General features: G+C 47.4%; 18 protein-coding genes. 10 read left to right on the forward strand and 8 right to left on the reverse strand.

Going from position 1 to position 18,539, the window contains the following annotated elements; genetic code table 11:
* Positions 1-49: 49 nt before the first annotated feature.
* Together V7S65_RS03995 and V7S65_RS04000 are read right to left on the reverse strand one after the other, a co-directional pair.
* Positions 50-331, reverse strand: coding sequence for a hypothetical protein (locus tag V7S65_RS03995; protein ID WP_111578777.1), 282 nt, complete (start codon positions 329-331; stop codon positions 50-52).
* A 74-nt stretch (positions 332-405) separates the two neighbouring features.
* Positions 406-1,674, reverse strand: a complete 1,269-nt coding sequence (locus V7S65_RS04000; RefSeq protein ID WP_079468107.1) for an aspartate kinase — start codon at positions 1,672-1,674, stop codon at positions 406-408.
* Positions 1,675-1,813: 139 nt separating this feature from the next.
* Between V7S65_RS04000 and fbp the strand changes: the two genes are divergently transcribed.
* From fbp to V7S65_RS04025, 5 genes are all read left to right on the forward strand, one after another.
* Positions 1,814-2,824, forward strand: coding sequence for a class 1 fructose-bisphosphatase (fbp, locus tag V7S65_RS04005; RefSeq protein WP_079468106.1), 1,011 nt, complete (start codon positions 1,814-1,816; stop codon positions 2,822-2,824).
* Between the two features lie 158 nt (positions 2,825-2,982).
* Positions 2,983-3,471, forward strand: coding sequence for a CAP domain-containing protein (locus tag V7S65_RS04010; RefSeq protein WP_200817195.1), 489 nt, complete (start codon positions 2,983-2,985; stop codon positions 3,469-3,471).
* 81 nt (positions 3,472-3,552) lie between these two features.
* Complete coding sequence (locus tag V7S65_RS04015) at positions 3,553-4,317, forward strand: ABC transporter ATP-binding protein (RefSeq protein WP_079468105.1); 765 nt, start codon at positions 3,553-3,555, stop codon at positions 4,315-4,317.
* Between the two features lie 15 nt (positions 4,318-4,332).
* Positions 4,333-4,860: a YfiT family bacillithiol transferase gene (locus V7S65_RS04020; protein ID WP_111578776.1), complete on the forward strand. Its 528-nt coding sequence runs from the start codon at positions 4,333-4,335 to the stop codon at positions 4,858-4,860.
* A 12-nt stretch (positions 4,861-4,872) separates the two neighbouring features.
* Complete coding sequence (locus V7S65_RS04025; RefSeq protein WP_227024586.1) at positions 4,873-5,430, forward strand: NUDIX hydrolase; 558 nt, start codon at positions 4,873-4,875, stop codon at positions 5,428-5,430.
* Position 5,431: 1 nt separating this feature from the next.
* On the opposite strand, the gene V7S65_RS04030 is transcribed toward V7S65_RS04025, so the two are convergent.
* The 3 genes from V7S65_RS04030 to V7S65_RS04040 form a co-directional block, all read right to left on the reverse strand.
* A complete protein-coding gene (locus V7S65_RS04030; RefSeq protein ID WP_079468102.1) occupies positions 5,432-6,721 on the reverse strand; it encodes a bifunctional folylpolyglutamate synthase/dihydrofolate synthase in 1,290 nt (429 codons plus the stop codon).
* A gap of 1 nt (position 6,722) precedes the next feature.
* Complete coding sequence (locus V7S65_RS04035) at positions 6,723-8,195, reverse strand: DUF5723 family protein (RefSeq protein ID WP_143313484.1); 1,473 nt, start codon at positions 8,193-8,195, stop codon at positions 6,723-6,725.
* Positions 8,196-8,381: 186 nt separating this feature from the next.
* Positions 8,382-9,269 (reverse strand): hypothetical protein, encoded by an 888-nt coding sequence (locus V7S65_RS04040; protein ID WP_111578773.1) that lies wholly within the window; start codon positions 9,267-9,269, stop codon positions 8,382-8,384.
* A 142-nt stretch (positions 9,270-9,411) separates the two neighbouring features.
* Here V7S65_RS04040 and V7S65_RS04045 point away from each other — a divergent pair, with 142 nt between their 5' ends.
* The 3 genes from V7S65_RS04045 to V7S65_RS04055 all read left to right on the forward strand — a co-directional run bounded on the left by V7S65_RS04045 (position 9,412) and on the right by V7S65_RS04055 (position 12,206).
* Positions 9,412-10,623 (forward strand): MFS transporter, encoded by a 1,212-nt coding sequence (locus V7S65_RS04045; protein ID WP_336386122.1) that lies wholly within the window; start codon positions 9,412-9,414, stop codon positions 10,621-10,623.
* Between the two features lie 80 nt (positions 10,624-10,703).
* Positions 10,704-11,591, forward strand: a complete 888-nt coding sequence (locus V7S65_RS04050) for an AraC family transcriptional regulator (RefSeq protein WP_079468098.1) — start codon at positions 10,704-10,706, stop codon at positions 11,589-11,591.
* Between the two features lie 180 nt (positions 11,592-11,771).
* Positions 11,772-12,206, forward strand: a complete 435-nt coding sequence (locus V7S65_RS04055) for a VOC family protein (protein ID WP_079468097.1) — start codon at positions 11,772-11,774, stop codon at positions 12,204-12,206.
* Between the two features lie 115 nt (positions 12,207-12,321).
* Here V7S65_RS04055 and V7S65_RS04060 read toward each other — a convergent pair whose 3' ends face one another.
* Genes V7S65_RS04060 through V7S65_RS04070 form a run of 3 tightly spaced genes read right to left on the reverse strand, consistent with a single transcriptional unit; the run spans position 12,322 to position 15,279 of the window.
* On the reverse strand, positions 12,322-13,617 hold the full coding sequence (locus V7S65_RS04060) for a radical SAM protein (protein ID WP_111578771.1): 1,296 nt from the start codon (positions 13,615-13,617) through the stop codon (positions 12,322-12,324).
* A gap of 14 nt (positions 13,618-13,631) precedes the next feature.
* Positions 13,632-14,219 (reverse strand): hypothetical protein, encoded by a 588-nt coding sequence (locus V7S65_RS04065; protein WP_079468095.1) that lies wholly within the window; start codon positions 14,217-14,219, stop codon positions 13,632-13,634.
* A 16-nt stretch (positions 14,220-14,235) separates the two neighbouring features.
* On the reverse strand, positions 14,236-15,279 hold the full coding sequence (locus V7S65_RS04070; RefSeq protein ID WP_336386121.1) for an agmatinase family protein: 1,044 nt from the start codon (positions 15,277-15,279) through the stop codon (positions 14,236-14,238).
* 239 nt (positions 15,280-15,518) lie between these two features.
* Here V7S65_RS04070 and V7S65_RS04075 point away from each other — a divergent pair, with 239 nt between their 5' ends.
* Both V7S65_RS04075 and ccsA read left to right on the forward strand, forming a co-directional pair.
* A complete protein-coding gene (locus V7S65_RS04075) occupies positions 15,519-15,917 on the forward strand; it encodes a cytochrome c maturation protein CcmE domain-containing protein (protein WP_079468094.1) in 399 nt (132 codons plus the stop codon).
* A gap of 72 nt (positions 15,918-15,989) precedes the next feature.
* Positions 15,990-18,473, forward strand: coding sequence for a cytochrome c biogenesis protein CcsA (gene ccsA, locus V7S65_RS04080; protein ID WP_111578769.1), 2,484 nt, complete (start codon positions 15,990-15,992; stop codon positions 18,471-18,473).
* The last annotated feature ends 66 nt before the right edge of the window (positions 18,474-18,539 follow it).

Consider the following 18,539-nt stretch of genomic DNA (forward strand, 5'->3'; position numbering starts at 1 on the left):
CGTTTCCGTTGTAAATTTCTCAAAAGCTAATACCAAAAAAGGGGGGCTGTTATTTCCTGCTGCAGTTCTCCTGGTAGTATTGAAGTGCCTGTCTTAAAACATCCTGTATCTTACCGAGGGGCATGTTTGTTGTTTCATTCATAACACACGACGACGACGGGGTAGTGGAACAAGCAGGCGTTTCCCTGAAATATCCGAGGGTGATCAGGTAAATAGGCAATTCATCCGGGTTGCTGGCGGAAAGGTAGCCACGGTTGACCATTTTCCCTCCGCATGCTATGATCAGCATAACCACGGTACTCAGGCTTAAAACGATAGCAACTTTTTTCATACCACATTTTTACTAAAGACGAACGGGTACGAAAAAAGTTGCACGGAGGGCCGGAATATTTTTACTGGATAAATTTATCTTTTCCAGAGACGCTGTATGGTAGCGGGTGAACGTTGTTCCAGGAGTATCGTGTGGCCGTCGCTGAGTTCTTCCAGCAGGCCGGTTTGGTAGTAACGTACGGTAAGCAGCTCCAGTCCTTCGTTGTAAACGATTTTAAACTGCTCGTGGAGCGTTTTGATCAGGAGTTCTATCTTCTCCGGGTTATTATCTATACAGCAGGAGAAATTGATCGCCCCGTTCTGCATCAGGTTAATTTTCACCTTCAGCCCGTGGAAGATCTCATAGATATCGCTGATCTTATCTTCGGTAATAAAAGAATAGTCTTTGGAGGTAATATTCAGTAAAACCTGGTTCTTTTTCAGCACAATGATGGGGGGCAGCTGTTTTACATCTACGGTTTCCTTGATCACCGTGCCGGGGAGGTTTTTATCCAGGAAGCATTTCACCAGCAGGGGGATCTGTTTGTTCTGCAGTGGTTTAATAGTTTTCGGGTGAATTACCTGGGCGCCATAGTAGGCCATTTCTATCACTTCGCCGTAGCTGATCTCCGGTATATTCACGGTGTTGGGGAACAGCTTGGGATCGGCATTTTTCAGTCCTTCCACATCTTTCCAGATGGTTTGGCTTTCGGCGTCGAGCATATTGGCGAAAACGGCGGCGGAGTAATCGCTGCCTTCCCTGCCCAGGGTAACGCTTTCGTTCTGGTCGGTGCTGCCTATAAAGCCCTGTGCAATCACAATATTGGTGCTGTTGAACAGGGGAACCACTTTTTCGGTTACCTGCCGCTGGGTGTAGGGCCAGTCTATATTGGCATCGCGGAAGTTATCGTCTGTACGGAAAATATCCCTTACGTCCAGCCAGGTATTGTGGATGCCTATGCTGTTAAAGAAAGCGCTTACAATGGAAGTGCTGAGCAGTTCACCCAGGCCAACCAGCTGATCGTAATAGTAATCGTAGGTGCGCAGGGGCTTTTCGCCCAGCGTCCATTCTGCTTCGGTGAAGAATTGCTGCAGCTGGATAAATAAAGGATGATCCTTTGTTCCCAGCAGGGCCTCGGCTACATTTACGTGTTGCTGCTCGATGTTAAAGAGGAGTTGCGCGGCGATTTCCCTTTTACGCAGGAAAAAGTTCTGTGCTACTTTTTCCAGCTCATTGGTTGTTTTGGCCATTGCAGAAATAACAATGAGGAGTTTCTCGTCCGGAAATGACTGTACAATCTGAGCCACCTGCCGGATACGTTCAACACTTTCTAAACTTGCGCCACCAAACTTGAAAACCTTCATATGATAGTTTATCTTCTTTTAAAAAATTATTTGGCAAAGTAAGACAAGTTTAGAATTGTTTTAAAATCTGTTTGCAGATAAATGACAGTTCTGTTAAAATAGTTTCAATTGACTAAATTCGCCCATACAACCTAACGTTATGAATCTTAAGCAAAAAGTAATGACACTGGATGAATTTACTATCCAGGAGTTACGGAATTACCCGGGAGCCACCGGTCAGTTATCCGGTTTACTGCGTGATATCGGTCTCGCTGCTAAAAGGGTAAATGTGGAAGTAAATAAAGCGGGTATTGCTGATATCCTGGGAGAAGCCGGCAAAACCAATGTGCAGGGCGAATCAGTAAAGAAGCTGGATGAATTTGCCAATGAGCAGTTCATTGATGCACTGGAAACCAGTATTTACTGCTGTGGCGTGGCCTCAGAAGAAAATGAAAACTTCATCCCTTTTCATGATGAGCATTCCAAAAAATCGAAATATGTGGTGTTGATGGACCCCCTGGATGGTTCCGGCAACATTGATGTGAATGTATCTATCGGTACCATTTTCTCCGTATACCGCCGGCTTACACCGGAGGGGTCGGAGTGTGAGCTGGAGGATTTCCTGCAGCCGGGCACCAAGCAGATAGCCGCCGGGTATATCATTTATGGCTCCTCTACCATGATGGTATATGCCACGCGCCGCAGCGTGCAGGGCTTCACCCTGGACCCGTCTATCGGGGAGTTCTGCCTGTCGCACCCCAACCTGAAATGCCCGCCCGACAGTGATATTTTCTCCGTAAATGTGGGTTATTACCACTTATATGAGCATAAAATCCGTAAGTCGATCGATCATTTCATGGCGAGGAACGAAAATGACCGTATTTACCGTCACCGGTTTGTAGGCTGTATGGTGGCTGAAATACACCGTACCCTCATCCAGGGTGGTATTTTCATGTACCCGGCTTTTGGTAAGTACCCGGCCGGCCGTTTAAGGCTTTGTTACGAGTGCAATCCCATGTCGTTTATCATGGAGAAGGCCGGCGGCGTGGCCATGGCTAACGGCAAACAGCGCCTCCTGGAGCTGAAACCGGTACAGCTGCACCAGCGGATGGCCATTTTTATAGGGTCCAAAACAATGATGGACACCTGGCAGCGGATCATGAACGAGTAAGCGTAAAAAAATAATATAAAAAACGGTGTATAGCGGATACAAAATATCCTTTATACACCGTTTTTAATTTCTGGCACCCAGCTTGCTAAACCTGGCCTGGTTTTAATAGTCTTATTAGTACTCTTTATTCATTTTTAATTATTAACCATTTTATTTCTATGTCGATTTTGAAGAACCAGCGGATCATTGCATTATTAGTCGCCCTGTTGGCCGTTTTCCAGGTTAGCGCGTGTTCACGTGCCACCCATGCGGCAGACAGCAGTAATGCAGGTGCCAGCATGGATGACCAGATCCTGTACTACACCAACAAGTTCCGTCAGTCGAAAGGGTTGAAGCCTTTACAGCTGGATGCCACCATCAGCCAGCAGGCGCGCCGCCACAGCCGGGATATGGCCAACGGCAGCACCGGTTTTGGTCATGAAGGATTTGAAGAACGCGTGGCCAACGTTTCCAAAAAGATGGGCCGCGTAGCCAGCGCTGCTGAAAACGTGGCTTATGGCACCCTTGATGCGGAAGCAGTGGTAAATGGATGGATCAAGAGTCCGGGGCACCGTAAAAATATGCTGGGCGATTATACGCTCATTGGTATCGGCACCGCGGATAAAGGGAGGATTACCTTCTTTACGCAGGTGTTTATCAAGCAGTAATTAAAGCGAAGGGGACAGCCACCGGCCGTCCCCTTCGCTTATGCGCTCTTTTTTTTCGCATTCTTTCTGTAATTTGGCGGCATGGAAAAGAAAAAGATCATTGAGGTAAGTAACCTGGTAAAAAAATACGGGGAGTTTACCGCGGTAAAAGGAATCAGCTTTGAAGTGTTTGAAGGAGAGATCTTTGGCCTGCTGGGCCCCAATGGCGCCGGTAAATCCACTACCCTGGAAATTATTGAAACCCTGCGGGAAAAAACAGCCGGCAAAGTGATGGTAGGAGGCTATGACCTCGACAAAGACCCTAACGATATCAAGAAGATCATCGGCGTACAGCTCCAGAGTTCCGGCTATTATCCCGGACTGAATCTCACAGAACTCATCGAAATGTTTGGCGGCCTGTATAACCAGCCCGTGGAGCCTATGAAGCTCCTGGGGATGTTTAACCTGGAAGATAAGGCCAAAGCAAAATTCAAAGAACTTTCCGGCGGTCAGAAGCAACGTTTTTCCATTGCCACTACGCTGATCAATAAACCACAGATCATTTTCCTGGACGAACCCACTACCGGTCTGGATCCGCAGGCCCGCCGCAATTTGTGGGAGCTGATCCAGCAGGTACGCAGCCAGGGCACCACCGTGGTGATTACCACGCATTATATGGATGAAGCAGAATTCCTCTGCGACCGTTGCGCCATCGTCGACAGCGGTCTTATTATCGCTATCGACTCACCGGATGCATTGATTGATAAACTGGTATCTTCCGGTTTTGAAAGAAAGAAAGAAGTGAAGAAAGCGAACCTGGAAGATGTGTTCATTCACCTCACAGGAAAAGACTTACGCGAAGAATAAACCAACACATAACGGATGGAATCACTGAAATATCCTATTGGCCGCTTTGAACCATTACCGGACTACACGCCGGAAATGCTGCGGGGATTTATTAACGACATCCGCTATTTGCCCCAGCTGGTGGAAATTGCTGTGCAGCAACTGGACGAATACCAGCTGCAAACACCCTACCGCCCGGAAGGGTGGACGGTAGCACAGGTAATACATCACCTGGCCGACAGCCACATGAACGGATACACCCGCATGAAGCTGGCTCTCACAGAAGAACAGCCGGTAATAAAACCTTACGAGGAACAACTGTGGGCGGAACTGCCCGATGTGAAATTTACGCCGGTAAATGTATCTATCACCCTGCTGCATGCCCTGCACAACCGTTGGGTAAGTTTAATGGAGCATTTATCTGAAGCCGAGTGGGAACGTACTTTTGTGCATCCTGCCAATGGCACCAGGCATAATCTGAAAACCCATGCCGCCAATTATTCCTGGCATGGTAAACATCACCTGGAGCATATCCTGCGCCTGAAAGAACGAATGGATTGGTAAAGCATTGTTATTATGAATATGGACTGGAAATTACTCTCATCGGAATATCTTTTTAAAGATGCCTGGCTTACTGCACGTATAGATACCTGCGAAACGCCTGCCGGCAAAATAGTAGCGCCCTATTACGTACTGGAGTACAACAACTGGGTAAACGGTGTGGCGCTCCGGGAAGACGGGCAGGTGATCATGATCCGGCAGTTCCGGCAGGGAGTAGGCAAAACATTGCTGGAAATCCCTGGTGGCACCATGGACCCCACTGATCCGGATCCTTTATTTGCCATGAAACGGGAGATGCTGGAAGAAACCGGGTACGCATTTAAAGAATGGGTGTCGCTCGGCACTATTGCGCCTAATACTGCTTCCAGTAACAACTACACGCATATGTTCCTGGCAACGGGAGGGGTGAAAGTGCAGGACCAGCAACTGGATCACAACGAAGATATTGAAGTGGTGATTATGCCGCTGGAAGAACTACAGCAACTGTTACTGGATAACAAAATAGTACACAGTTTGCATACCACCTGTATCTTTTACGCGTTGCTGTATCTCGGTAAAATGACGATGAAATAACTTACATCACTTCTGCCACAATAAAAAAGCTACCACAAACGAGGATCATATCATCCGGCTGGGCATGTTGCCTGGCCGCCTGCAGGGCTGCCTGAACGGAGGCATAAGCATGGCCCTGTAACCCGCTGGCAGCCGCCATTTCGGCCAGCGCCACTTCGTCCATCGCGCGGGGAATCTGCGCTTTACAGAAATAATAATGCGCAGTAGGCGGGAACAACGGCAGCACTTTTTCTACTTCCTTATCTTTCACAAATCCTACTACAATGTGTAACTGCTGGTAATTAACATGTCCCAGCTGCTGCATCACTTCGCGGATGCCGGCTTCATTGTGGCCCACATCCAGTACGGTGAGCGGATGCCGCTGAATAACTTCCCAGCGGCCTCTCAGGCCGGTTAGTTTCTTTACATGTGATAACGCCTGGGTGATGTGGTCCCAGGTGATGTGCCAGCCATTTTGCTGTAATATTTTTACCGCCGACAATACGCCCATCACATTTTTTTCCTGGTACCGGCCATTCAGATCCAGTTGTAAACGGCGCATCTGCTGCTGGCGTGTATCCAGTAACGTTATAGTGAAGTGATTGCTTTCAATGGCGCCGGAAGCTTCCATCCATTCCTGGTCTGCGAAGTGAATGGGGGCATTCAGTGCGTTGGCGGTATTGATAAATACATCCTGTACTTCTGACTGTGTTTCACTGATCACCACCGGTACACCGGCTTTGATGATCCCGGCTTTTTCACCGGCAATTTGCGGGAGGGTATCACCGAGGATATTTTTATGATCATAGCTGATATTGGTGATCAGCGATAGTTCGGGTGTAATCACATTGGTGCTGTCGAGCCGGCCACCGAGGCCCACTTCAATGATGGCAATGTCCACCGCTTCCTGCTGGAAGTAGCGGAATGCCATTGCTACGGTGAGTTCAAAAAAAGAGGGCTGGATGTCTGTAATGTGTGTGCGCATCTGTTCAGTGAAATCCACCACAAAATCTTCCGGTACCATTTGCCCGTTGATGCGGATACGTTCCCTGAAATCCAGCAGGTGGGGAGACGTATATAATCCTGTTTTGTAACCGGCCTGCTGAAAGATAGCGGCCAGCATGTGGCTGGAAGAACCTTTCCCGTTGGTACCGGCTACGTGTATGGTTTTAAAGCTGTGTTGCGGTTGGTCCAGCTTATCCAGCAATGCAATGGTGTTATGCAGGTCTGTTTTAAATGCACTGGCGCCTACCCTGGTAAACATGGGCAGCTGTGCATACAGATAGTCCAGCGTTTCTTTGTAAGAGGTCATATCAGTAATTGTTAACCACCGGGCAATCCAACTGGCGGTTACGCTTCTTAAAGAGGCCACCACCGCCCTCACCCCGTTCGAACATGCTTGAGTTTAAGCGCAAAGCTACGAAAGCATTTGCACGGTCCACATGTTTTTGAAAGAGGTTCGTAAAAATTGTACTGGAACCAATCAGGAGGGGACCTATGCGGATACCTGCTCCTACATCGGCCTGGCCGTTGCGGTTAATAGTGAATGGCATATAGGCGCCAAACAGGTAGGTTTCATAGCGTGGCGTAATATTGAATTGCGTTAAAGCGTATGTTTTGGAGACATCGCGGTTACCGGCGGTTAATGCAATAACGGCATGTGCGCTGATAAAAAAGCGGTTGTCGATATTATAATCACCCATCAGGTTGAGCGCTGTGGGCAGCATCATATTAAAAGTAGAATCGGTGCCCAGTGGTGTGAAATAATTATTGAGCCGGCGGGCATATTGCTGCAGGCTTTCTTTGCTCCGGTACTGGATATCTTTTGGCACTACATTATCCTTCACCAGGCTAAGGTTGGTGTTGGTAGGAGACCGGTTATATTTTATCCTGCCGATGTCGGTAATGGAAGCGCCTATACGAAATTTGTAGTCGTCTGCGTCAGAGTTTTCAGAAGCCCCGAAGCCGCCGTTATCCGGGCGGTATTCGTAGATCACACCGATATCTGCGCCGATGCCGTTATTCTGGAACAGCTGAAGGTTTTTTTGCGCGGGCGATTGCCAGTCGTCCAGTTCTTTATTATAGCCGTAATACAGGGTACCGCTGGTAATAGTGGCATTGCTGGAAGAGTTCAGTCTGAAGTTGGCATCTTTTACGGATGCGTAACCTGCGGCTACACCACTGAGCAGTTTCAGGGTAACGCCGGCTTTCCAGCGACCGCTGTAGGTTTCTTTGATGGTGCGCGCATAACTAAAGCCCAGTTCATGCCAGATGTGGGAAGAAACGCCTGCCTGCGGGATACTCAAATTTTTGTTGACATAGCCCGGGTTGGGAAAATCCACTCCAAAGAAATTAGCGATGGGCGTGGTGATGTTACCACCGCTGCTACTGCTGCGCATACGCCATACAAAGGAAACGGATTGTTTTTCATCGATGGCATATAATACAGATGGTAATACAATTTCCGCCATTTCCCAGCCCATTTGTTTCCTGTTGGCGCCTTCATCAAGGAAGTAATCGCGGTTCCGCACGAAAGAGTCAGGTCTGTTAAACAGTAAGGATTTTGGACCGCTTACATAAGTGTTGCCAACGTTTACATCTGCACCAATAATGTTTACATCCCATTTATAGCGATAGCCGGCTGCACTGGCGGGGTTGGAGAATACTCCGTAAATACCCGCGTAGTTACTGTTATTGTAACCCGGGAAAGTTTGAGCCACAGCGGCTTGCATCAGCACGAGCAATATTGCGGTGCCGGAAAAGATACGGTTAAGTTTTACAATCATCGTTGGCGATAAAAAATAGGTTCCTCGAAATGACACAAAAAGTTTGCTCTTGTCAGTTTTTACAATCATAGGTAGAGATGTAGGAACGAATCAAATTTTTGGATGAAGCTATGCCGTTTCGGATCAGTTCCTGGTCCGATAAATAAAACAGCTTCTTTAAAAATCTGTATATATTATTTACTCTGCTTATTCTGCTTTGAAAAAGAAGCGTATCACTCCAAACTGCTCTTCCGGCGCGTCTGGGTTAGCATTGTATTTCAGTTGTCCGCTGGAGGCAGCCTTTTTGGCTATCTCAATCAGGCGGGGGTTACTGATAGTAGATCCTTTCATACTAAAAGTGGCGGAAGTCACATTTCCCTTTTGATCTACTTTTATATTGATGGCTACATAGCCTGTTTCGGTGCCGTCGTAAGTAACCTGTGGTCTGCCGATGAGGCTTCTGCCGTTCAGGTGGAAATCGGAGCGTCCGCCGCCGAGTCCACCGCCCGTATATCCGCCGCCGTTAGGGTTACCACCCAATTGGCCACGATCGCCGGGTTTGCCGGTATTACCTTCTCCTGTAGCATTATTGGAGCCATTGGCGCTGTTACCGCTGTTGGCACTGTTGCCGGTGCCGCCTGAAAATACCGCCTTTGGTTTTGGTGCGGGAGGTGTTGGCGCCGGTGGTGTTTCTGCAGGTTTCTTTGTAGGTTTTACAGGTTTTGGTTCTAATTTCTTTGGAATTTCTTTTGGTTTCTCTACCGGCTTTTCCGGTTTTTTTATTTCCGGTGCATCCTCTTCATCCTGGGTGGCAATGTCCTGCTGAGGCTCGGTGTTGGCCGGAGCGGTAGCAGCCGGACTTTCGGCAGCTGCAGGTTCAGGCGCCGCTGCACTGGGCGGGTTGGGGTTTAATGGTTGTTCATCGCCCATGCCATCGTCGGAAGTACCAAGATTCACTTCCATGCCCAGATCCTGGTCCGGTAACGGGGGAGGTGCAGAAAAACCGGTAAATACCAGCGCCACTAACAGCAATGCATGCACGCCGATAGTGATCCCTAAAGCCTGTATATTTTTTTTACCGTTTTTTTCCTCCATGATAACCTTATTGAGTGCCTGTTCAGGCCAAAGTTAATGTTTTGATCCAGAAAAAATAATCGCTCATCAAAAGATGAATTCCGGATCTTTGCAAAAACTGTGCTGTTAATCCAATTATACTAAATTATTTTTCACCGATTTTATGAACCTTGCCAGACAAACGATCCGTCTTTATCAAAATGCTTATACTGGTCTTGCTCCTGCTACCTGGTGGTTGTCGCTTGTATTGCTGATCAACAGGAGCGGAACGATGGTCATTCCCTTTATGACCGTATATCTCACGCAACATCTTCATTTCAGTATTGCCCAGGCAGGCCTGGTAATGGCCTGTTTTGGTACCGGTGCCATCGTTGGCGCCCTTTTGGGCGGATGGCTGTCTGATAAGATCGGTTTCTACCAGGTACAGTTCTGGAGTCTTTTCTCTAACGGATTATTGTTCATTTTATTGGGTCAGATGCGCACCTTTGAGCAAATATGTGTCTGCGTATTTGTGATGAGTTCTGTGGGCGATGCCTTCCGGCCGGCCAACAGTATTGCTATTGCCGCCTACAGCCTGCCTGAGAACCGTACCCGGTCGTATGCGCTGAACCGGCTGGCGGTAAACCTTGGATGGTCGGTAGGTCCCGCCATTGGCGGTATCCTTGCCAGCTTCAGCTACCAGCTGCTTTTCTGGGTAGATGGCTTCACCTGTATGCTGGCCGCCATCCTGATGCGGATTTTCCTGCCACCGGTACCGGCGCCGCCAAAGACAGCCAAAACAGCCGTAAAGAAAGAAGATAAGGTATGGAGGGATCATATTTACCTGTGGTTCCTGCTTTTTGCTACCGTGAATGCGATCTGCCTGTTCCAGTTTTCCAGCATTGTGCCGTTATATTTTAAAGAAGTGATGCACATGGAAGAATGGGCAATTGGTTTGAATATGTCTGTGAACGGAATCCTGATTGCGCTGGTGGAAATGGTGATGGTATACCGCCTCGACGGGAAAATGCCTAACCTGTCCTTTGTGGCCCGCGGCGCTATGATGGTTTGCTTCTCCTATATGTTACTTTGTTTCCTGCCGCCGGTATGGGCGTTGGCGGTGGTGTTTATGGTAGTGATCACCTTCGGGGAAATGTTTTGCCTCCCCTTTATGAACAGTTTCTGGATCGGCAGGAGCCTGGACCATAACCGCGGGCAGTATGCCGCGCTTTATACCATTTCATACTCCCTGGCCAATATTGTATCGCCCACAACAGGGGCTTTTGTGGTGCAGCATCTTGGGTTTAAACCGTGGTGGGGGATTACAGCATTGGGGTGCGTGTTGTCGGGTGGCGGGTTTTTATGGTTGCAGAAGAAAGTAGGCCGGGCAGCCTGAGCATTTGAGATATTGTCCAACACTTTACCATTATTGCCACATAATCGCTAATTTTGCAGAGAAATTAGTAAAATTGGTTAATGAAAGTAATTCAATTTACTGTCCCGGTTGCCGATGAAGGTGCTGTAGTAATACAGGAAGATATCCTCCCTTACTTCTATAATTACCTGCATCGTCACAAAGAGGCGCAGGTAACACTTATTATAAAGGGAGAAGGCACCCTGATTGCCGGGAACTATACCCAACCATTCAAGGCCGGAGATATTTATGTGATTGGCGCCAATCAGCCCCATATGTTTAAAGGGGATGCCCGGTATTTTGAAAATTTACAGGAGAAGAATATCCACGCCATCCATATCTTTTTCGATCATGAACATGCACTACAGGGTTTATTTTCCCTGAAAGAGATGGACTCCGTAAGGAAGTTCCTGCAACTCACTGCCAACAGTTTGCAACTGCCTGCTGAATACGCGGAGAAAACAGCTACGGATATATTAAAGATCTCCCGCCTCAGCGGTGCAGAAAGATTGCTGGCATTTGTGGGCATGCTGGTATATTTCTCCAAACAGGTGAAGGACTGGAAGTCGTTATCCACGGGGTTTTCCCGGCACTCCTACAGCGAGTCGGAAGGGCTGCGGATGAATGATATTTACCAGTATACGCTGGAGCATTATGCAGAAAATATTTCGCTTGGACAAATTGCCAGCGTGGCACATCTTACTACCTACGCTTTTTGCAAATACTTTAAAAAACATACGCGCAAAACCTACCTTGAATTTCTGAACGAGATCAGGATCAATGTGGCGTGCAAGAATATTATCAACGGGGATTTTGACAGCATTGCAGCAGTAGCATATGCTACCGGATATAATAACCCCATCACCTTTAACCGGGTATTCAGAAAGGTGACCGGTATGTCGCCTTCCGCTTATGCGAGGCAATACCGCTTCGCGGAAGAATTGAAGTAGCAGCAACCCCATTAAAGCCCGCCTCTAATAAAGGCGCCGCCTGCGAATGCTGGCCGATCACATCGTTATTATTCTCTTTGATGCAGGCTTTATCACGACCTTAAAAAACCTGGGAGATCTGTTAACCACTTTATCGCAGAAATAATAAACCGAAAGATCAACAATCTAAAAATAAAAGTTATGAGAACAATCAATCCGTGGATCAACTTCAATGGAAATGCCGAAGAAGCATTCACTTTTTACAGATCTGTTTTCGGCGGAGAATTCACCAGGGTCATTCGTTTCAAGGACCTGGCAAGCGATGAATTTCCGGTACCGGAAAAGGAAGCAAATAAAATAATGACCATCGCTTTGCCTCTTGGCAAACACAATGTGTTAATTGCCAATGATGTTCCTGAATTTATGGGACGGGTAAACGAAAATGAGAACAGGTCGAAAATTTCAGTTAGTGCAGAAAGCCGTGAAGAAGCTGACAAAATATTTAACGGATTATCGGCAGGCGGAGAAGTAGAGGGACCTATTGGTGACAGTCCGTGGGGTACGTACGCCGGAATGTTTAGAGACAAATATGGTATTGAATGGATTGTAGAGTTTGACCCGGCTTATAAGGGGTAAGGTTAACAGTGTTCTTTCGTTGGCGCCCCTGCTGCGTGTGCAGCATCTGTAGCACCCAGGCAAAGAGGCTACCCCTTTTTGAGACAGCCTCTTTTTTTAATGTGCTTTATTATTTTCAGTGAGCAAAGTCGCTCATATAATCACCGGTAATACGCTCCATCGGAGGATTAAAGTAACCGAATTTCAGATCCGGGAATTCTTCATGGATCAGTTCCTGTAACTGTTTTACCCCTAAGCATTCTCCCGTTTCCGTTACGCCCAGTTTACCGAGGTACCAGTCGGGATCAATATTGAAATTACGCCACTGGATCATATTCAGGCCGGTTTCCCGGATCAGTTTACGCAGTGCTTCATATTCATCTGCGCTGTCTGTCATGCCCGGAAATACGAAGTAGTTGATGGAGGTCCAGCCGCCGAATTCACGCACTACTTTCAGGCTTTCGATGATGTCTTCAAAAACGTAGTTGTTAGGGCGGTAATACGGGGTGTAATATTTTTCCTGTGCGGAGTTCAGGCTTACGCGGATACTGTTCAGGCCTGCTTCACACAAGGCTCTTACGGCATCCGGTTTGCTGCCGTTGGTGTTGATATTGATACTGCCTTTTGGCGTATGTTTACGTATTTCCAGGATGGATTCGCGGATGGTTTCCCACATCAGCAGCGGTTCGCCTTCACAGCCCTGTCCGAAGCTAACGATAGGGAAAGGAGCTGATTCCAGGTGAGGTACGGTGTACTCCACAATTTCCTCCGCGGTTGGTTTAAAGCGCAGACGATCCTGTGTAGAAACAATGCTTTCTTCTTCCGGCTGGAATGAAATGCATCCAACACAATTGGCATTACATGCAGGAGAGGAAGGAATAGGGCATTCCCATCTTCCCATAAAATAATTACGCGCGGCAGGACACTCATAAGTGAGTGCGCAATTTTCCGCGAGATGCTGTACCAGCCTGTTATGCGGGTATGCTTCCACCAGGGTTTTTACGCCCTGCTTTACCTTTTTATCATCAAAGCCCGCGCATTCCTGGCGGATATCTGCTTCAATACGGGTGGCGGGTACATAAAACTTACCATCCAGCCAGCCTACTGCGGTATAGCAGAACAGCGGCAGGGTAGGAGCGTCCGGCATGGTTTCGTAGGCAGCCAGGTAAAAGCCGGTATGCGCCGGTGGTATAAATGCAGCTACGGCCCATCCTTTATCACAAAGCTGCATATCGCCGGTGGTGGCATTGATACCAATACCCCGGCGGCCGGGCAACTCATACAAATTACCTCCTTCCGGTAATTCAATCCATTCATCTGCTTCTACCGGCCACGCATCCCAGCCGCTACGGCCGGTTACATGCATGGTAGTATCTTCAAAAATATTACCGTTACCGTCTGAGTATAATATGTAAGGTGTTTGTTTTAGCATTTTTTGTTTTTATGTTATTGAACCCTGCTCCGGAAAAAATCATTTAGTGCTTCCCTTTGTGCTGCGCCTGGTTCATCCAGTATTTCCAGTTGCAGAATCTTGTTGTTCTTAAAGTCTATTGTGAGCAGATCGTTCCGCAAAATTACGTTATTCAGTTCGTTCCAGCCAACCAGCCTTTTTGAGAAGGTAGTGGGCAGGGTAATCCCGGTGGTATCCATTTTTACGTAAGAAGGTTGGAAAATACGGTATTCCATCCAGCCTACGTAGGCGAGCCCTGCGCCTACCAGGAACAGCAGCAATGCGGTAACCGGGTTGAGGTGCGACAGGAAATACAAACTGCCGGTAAGACAAATAAGCGCTTCTATCATCCGGGCTACAGTGTTGGCTTCGGTAAATTTCTTAAACCTTCTCATGGTAAAAGGGAAGCCAATGCACAATATGCCTATTACCAGGAAAAAAAATACCAGGAACCAGTTAGGTTGCGGACTGCGGTAAATACCGATCGCGTTAAACAGGAACAGTATGCCGGTAAGCCCATGCATTACCGGGAGCAACCGGATTCTGCTGGGGGTATTCGGATGCAGGATGCGCAAACTATGCATGAACAGGAATGTGAGATTAAGAATTAGAACTGATCAACAGGTTGCAAAGTTTGAACAACACACGGGCGCCTACGTTGGCATCCCATTCGTCGTGTGAAGTGCTTACTTCGTTCAGGTCAAAACCGATCAGTTTTCTACCGCTTTCGAGTACTTTTTTAAAGAGATAGTATACCTGTTCTGCTTCAAAACCGCCTGCTACCGGGGTGCCGGTATGCGGGCATAATTTCGGATCCAGTCCGTCGATATCAAAACTGATATATACCTGTTGTGGTAAAGCAGCTACAATGCTGTCGCAGATAGGTTTCCAGGATTCTCCTTCAAATTGTCTTTCCTTGATTTGTTTATCAAAGAAGGTAACTACGCGGCCTTCGCTGTTATTGATATAATCCACTTCTTCTTCGCAGTAATCGCGGATGCCTACCTGTACCAGTTTAGAGAGCTGCGGCACTTCTGCCAGCGCATTAAACATAATAGAGGCGTGGGAGTATTTGAATCCTTCGTATGCATCACGGAGGTCGCAATGGGCATCGATCTGGAGGATACCAAATTCGCCCTTGTGTTCACCGATTGCTTTGAAGAAGCCGAGTGGCGTACTGTGGTCGCCGCCCACCAAACCAACCAGCTTACCTTTTTCCAGGAGCGCTTTGGTTTGGGTGTATACCCATTCATTCATGGCCCTGGTACCGTTGCTCACGTCTACCAGTGTTTTTTTCAGGAATTCATTTTCAGAAATATCTCCCCCTTCGGTCAGGAATTTCAGGTACAGCTCTGCTTCCTTGCGCAGGTAGTCGCTGCGCAGCAGGAGGTGCTTGTCTGGCTCCCGCATGTAGAAACCCTGTTTCCAGCCGTCTTTTACATCTGCGTCGTACAGGTCTACCTGGAAGGAAGCCCTGAAAATATGTTCGGGGCCGCGGGCCGTACCATTATTATAGGAAACGGTTACTTCCCAGGGAACAGGTAATAACACCAGTCTTGCCTCTTCTTCGGAAAAAGGTAAGCCAAAAACGTTGTTGGACAGCAGGCCAACCGAGTTAGGGTCAAATTGAGATAAATCTGCCATGATAAAGTCGTACTTTTCTAAATTCCGCGCAAAGATAGGATTATGTTTACTTACAGCCGTCCTTCTCATAAAAAGAATTGCCTTTTATATAAAATTTGTCGGAAGAAGGTCATTTTGACTTAATTTTGCCGATTAATCGGAAACAAATAAAGTAAGGCAAAAAGGAAGGAATAGTAGAAGCGGCGTTGGTAAAGGGTTTTTGCAGCTTGTGTCTAATCAATAGGGAAGATAATTTTCATATGAAAAAAACAAATATTATTCTGCTGGTGGTAATTGCGGTGGCAATTGGAGTGATAGTGACTATGGTGGGTGATTTCAGTACCTATGAAACTTTCGCAACAGCCCGTGAGAAAGAAGGGAAGGAGTTTCACGTAATTGGTAAACTCGATACCCTGAAAGCAATGAGCTACGATCCGGCTAAAGATGCCAACCTGTTCAGCTTCTATGTCCACGATAAAACCGGGGAATCCCATAAAGTAGTTTTCTACGGCGCCAAACCTACCGACTTTGAAAAAGCCGAATCCATTGTACTGACCGGTAAAATGGAAGGCTCAGAATTTCACTGCAGCAAAATACTGATGAAATGTCCTTCCAAGTATAAGGACGACCAGGTTGCAGTAAGCAACAAACAGATATAATTAGCTATATGTATATGATTGTCGTCGTAGGATGATCTATGCCACAATATTCACATCTCTCAGAGGAATTTTATGAAGTTTGTAGGGGAACATTTACTGCCGGGCCAACTTGGCCACTTCTTTGCCATACTGGCATTTGTAGCATCTATGGTAGCCACTGTGGCTTATTATAATGTAGTTAAAGGAAAAGAACCCCTGATCAGGGATTCCTGGAAACGACTGGCACGCTGGTCTTTCATTATCCAGTCGGCCGCCGTAATAGGTGTATTTACCTGCCTGTACTTTATCCTGTATAATCACTATTTCGAATATAAATATGCATGGCGCAATACTTCCCGCGACCTGCCTATTCAATACCTGCTGTCCAGCCTCTGGTCCGACCAGGAAGGCAGCTTCCTGCTGTGGAGCATCTGGAACAGCATCCTGGGGATTTTCCTGATCCGCACTTCCAAAAACTGGGAAGCGCCGGTAATGACCATCTTCTCTCTCGCGCAGCTGATTATGGCCAGCATGTTGCTGGGTATTTTCATCCTGGGTTATAAAGTGGGCAGCAATCCTTTCATGCTGTTGAGGGAAGCGCCTGAAAACCAACTGGCGCCTATCTTCCAGACAGCAGACTATATGCAGCATATCCACGACGGAAACGGATTGAATGTTACGTTGCAGAACTACTGGATGGTAATCCACCCGCCGGTACTGTTCCTGGGCTTTGCTTCCATGATCATTCCATTTGCTTTTGCGTTTGCCGGTTTATGGACAAAAGACTACACCGGCTGGGTAAAACCGGTACAACCCTGGGGATTGTTTGCCATTATGATGCTGGGAACCGGAATTATGATGGGTGCTGCCTGGGCCTATGAATCGCTCAACTTCGGCGGTTACTGGGCATGGGACCCGGTAGAAAATGCGTCGTTGGTACCGTGGCTTACCATGGTGGCAGGCGTGCATACGCTCCTGGCTTATAAAGCCACCGGGCACTCGTTGAAATCTACCTTCTTCTTCTTCTTTATTTCCTACGTACTGATCCTGTATTCCTCTTTCTTAACAAAGAGCGGCGTATTGGGCGATACTTCCGTACACTCCTTTACCGATATGGGAATGAGCGCACAGCTGTTGATTTCCATGCTGGTATTTACGGTTCCGGCCATCGCCCTGCTGATTGTACGCAGAAAGGAAATTCCTTCTGTAAAGAAAGAAGAGAACAGCTACTCCCGCGAGTTCTGGCTGTTTGTGGGTTCGCTGATCCTGCTGATCGCAGCCATCCAGATCACCTTCACCACTTCTATTCCTGTATGGAATAAATTACTGAGTCTCACCGGGCTGAAGTCCGCCTTCAACATGAACGATATTGCGCCGCCGTCTGACAGTATTTTCCACTACAACAAAATCCAGATCTGGATTGCGATTGTACTGGGCGTATTAACGGCCATCGTGCAGTTTATGCGGTACAAGGATACCCCACGTGGCGAGATCACAAAGAAACTGCTGGTACCTACTATTGTAACCATCTTATTAACGGCGCTGGTGGCCTGGAAAGGTACTATCACCTACGATAAATACGGTGCAGGTTTTCTCACCGCTATTTACCTGATGTTGTTTGCCAGCATTTATGCGATTGTGGGCAACTTCTTTTATATTTTCTCCGGTCTGAAAGGCAAAATCAAGAATGCAGGCGCCTCTGTGGCGCATATCGGTTTTGGTATGGTGTTGCTGGGGGTACTGATTTCCTCTGCCAAAATGGAAGTGATTTCGCTGGACCGCATGAAGATGCTGGGCGATGGCATTTTCACAAAGGAAAGCAAACAGAATCCGCGCGAAAATATTATGCTGCCAAAGGATGTACCGGTGGAAATGGGCGACTATCATGTTACCTATACCGGTGATTCCGTAGCGCAGGGAGATCCCAAAACATATTACGTAGTGCATTACGAGAAAAAGGATAAACAAACCGGCAAGGCGCTGGAGCGTTTCACCCTTTACCCGGATGCGTTTGTGAATAAAAAGGAAAATGCGCTGTCGTCCAACCCGGCTTCGAGGCATTACCTGACAAAAGATATCTTTACCTATGTATCTGCCGCGCCTAACCGTGAAGAAGCCGCCAAAGAGGATACCACGCCTTATGTGACCCATGAAATGAAACAGGGCGACTCGGTATTCTTCTCCAAAGGATTTATTGTGCTGAAAGGATTAAACACCAAACCCGAAAGCCGCAACTACATTCCGCAGAATGGCGACCTGGCCGTAGGCGCAGAGCTGGAGGTATACACACAAACAGATGATCACTTCAAGCTGCAGCCGATCTATTTTATCCGCGACAGCAGCTACCAGTACAGCGTGGAAGATACGCTGGCGCCGCTGGGACTGAATGTACGGTTCTCGAAAATTATGCCTGCGGAGAATAAAATAGAGCTGAAAGTAAAAGAAGCCGCCGGCTTCAGTGATTACATAGTGATGAAAGCGCTGATATTCCCTTATATCAACGTGTTGTGGCTGGGTATCATTATTACGGTGATTGGTACCGCCATGAGTATTTATCAGAAAGTAAGAAGAAGATAACTACAGATATTTTTTTAGAAAGAATCCTTCAATGGCGTGGCTGTTGAAGGATTTTTTATTAATTAA

The sequence above is a fragment of the Chitinophaga sp. CCNWYY40 genome (assembly GCF_037483205.1).
GTDB lineage: Bacteria > Bacteroidota > Bacteroidia > Chitinophagales > Chitinophagaceae > Chitinophaga > Chitinophaga ginsengisegetis.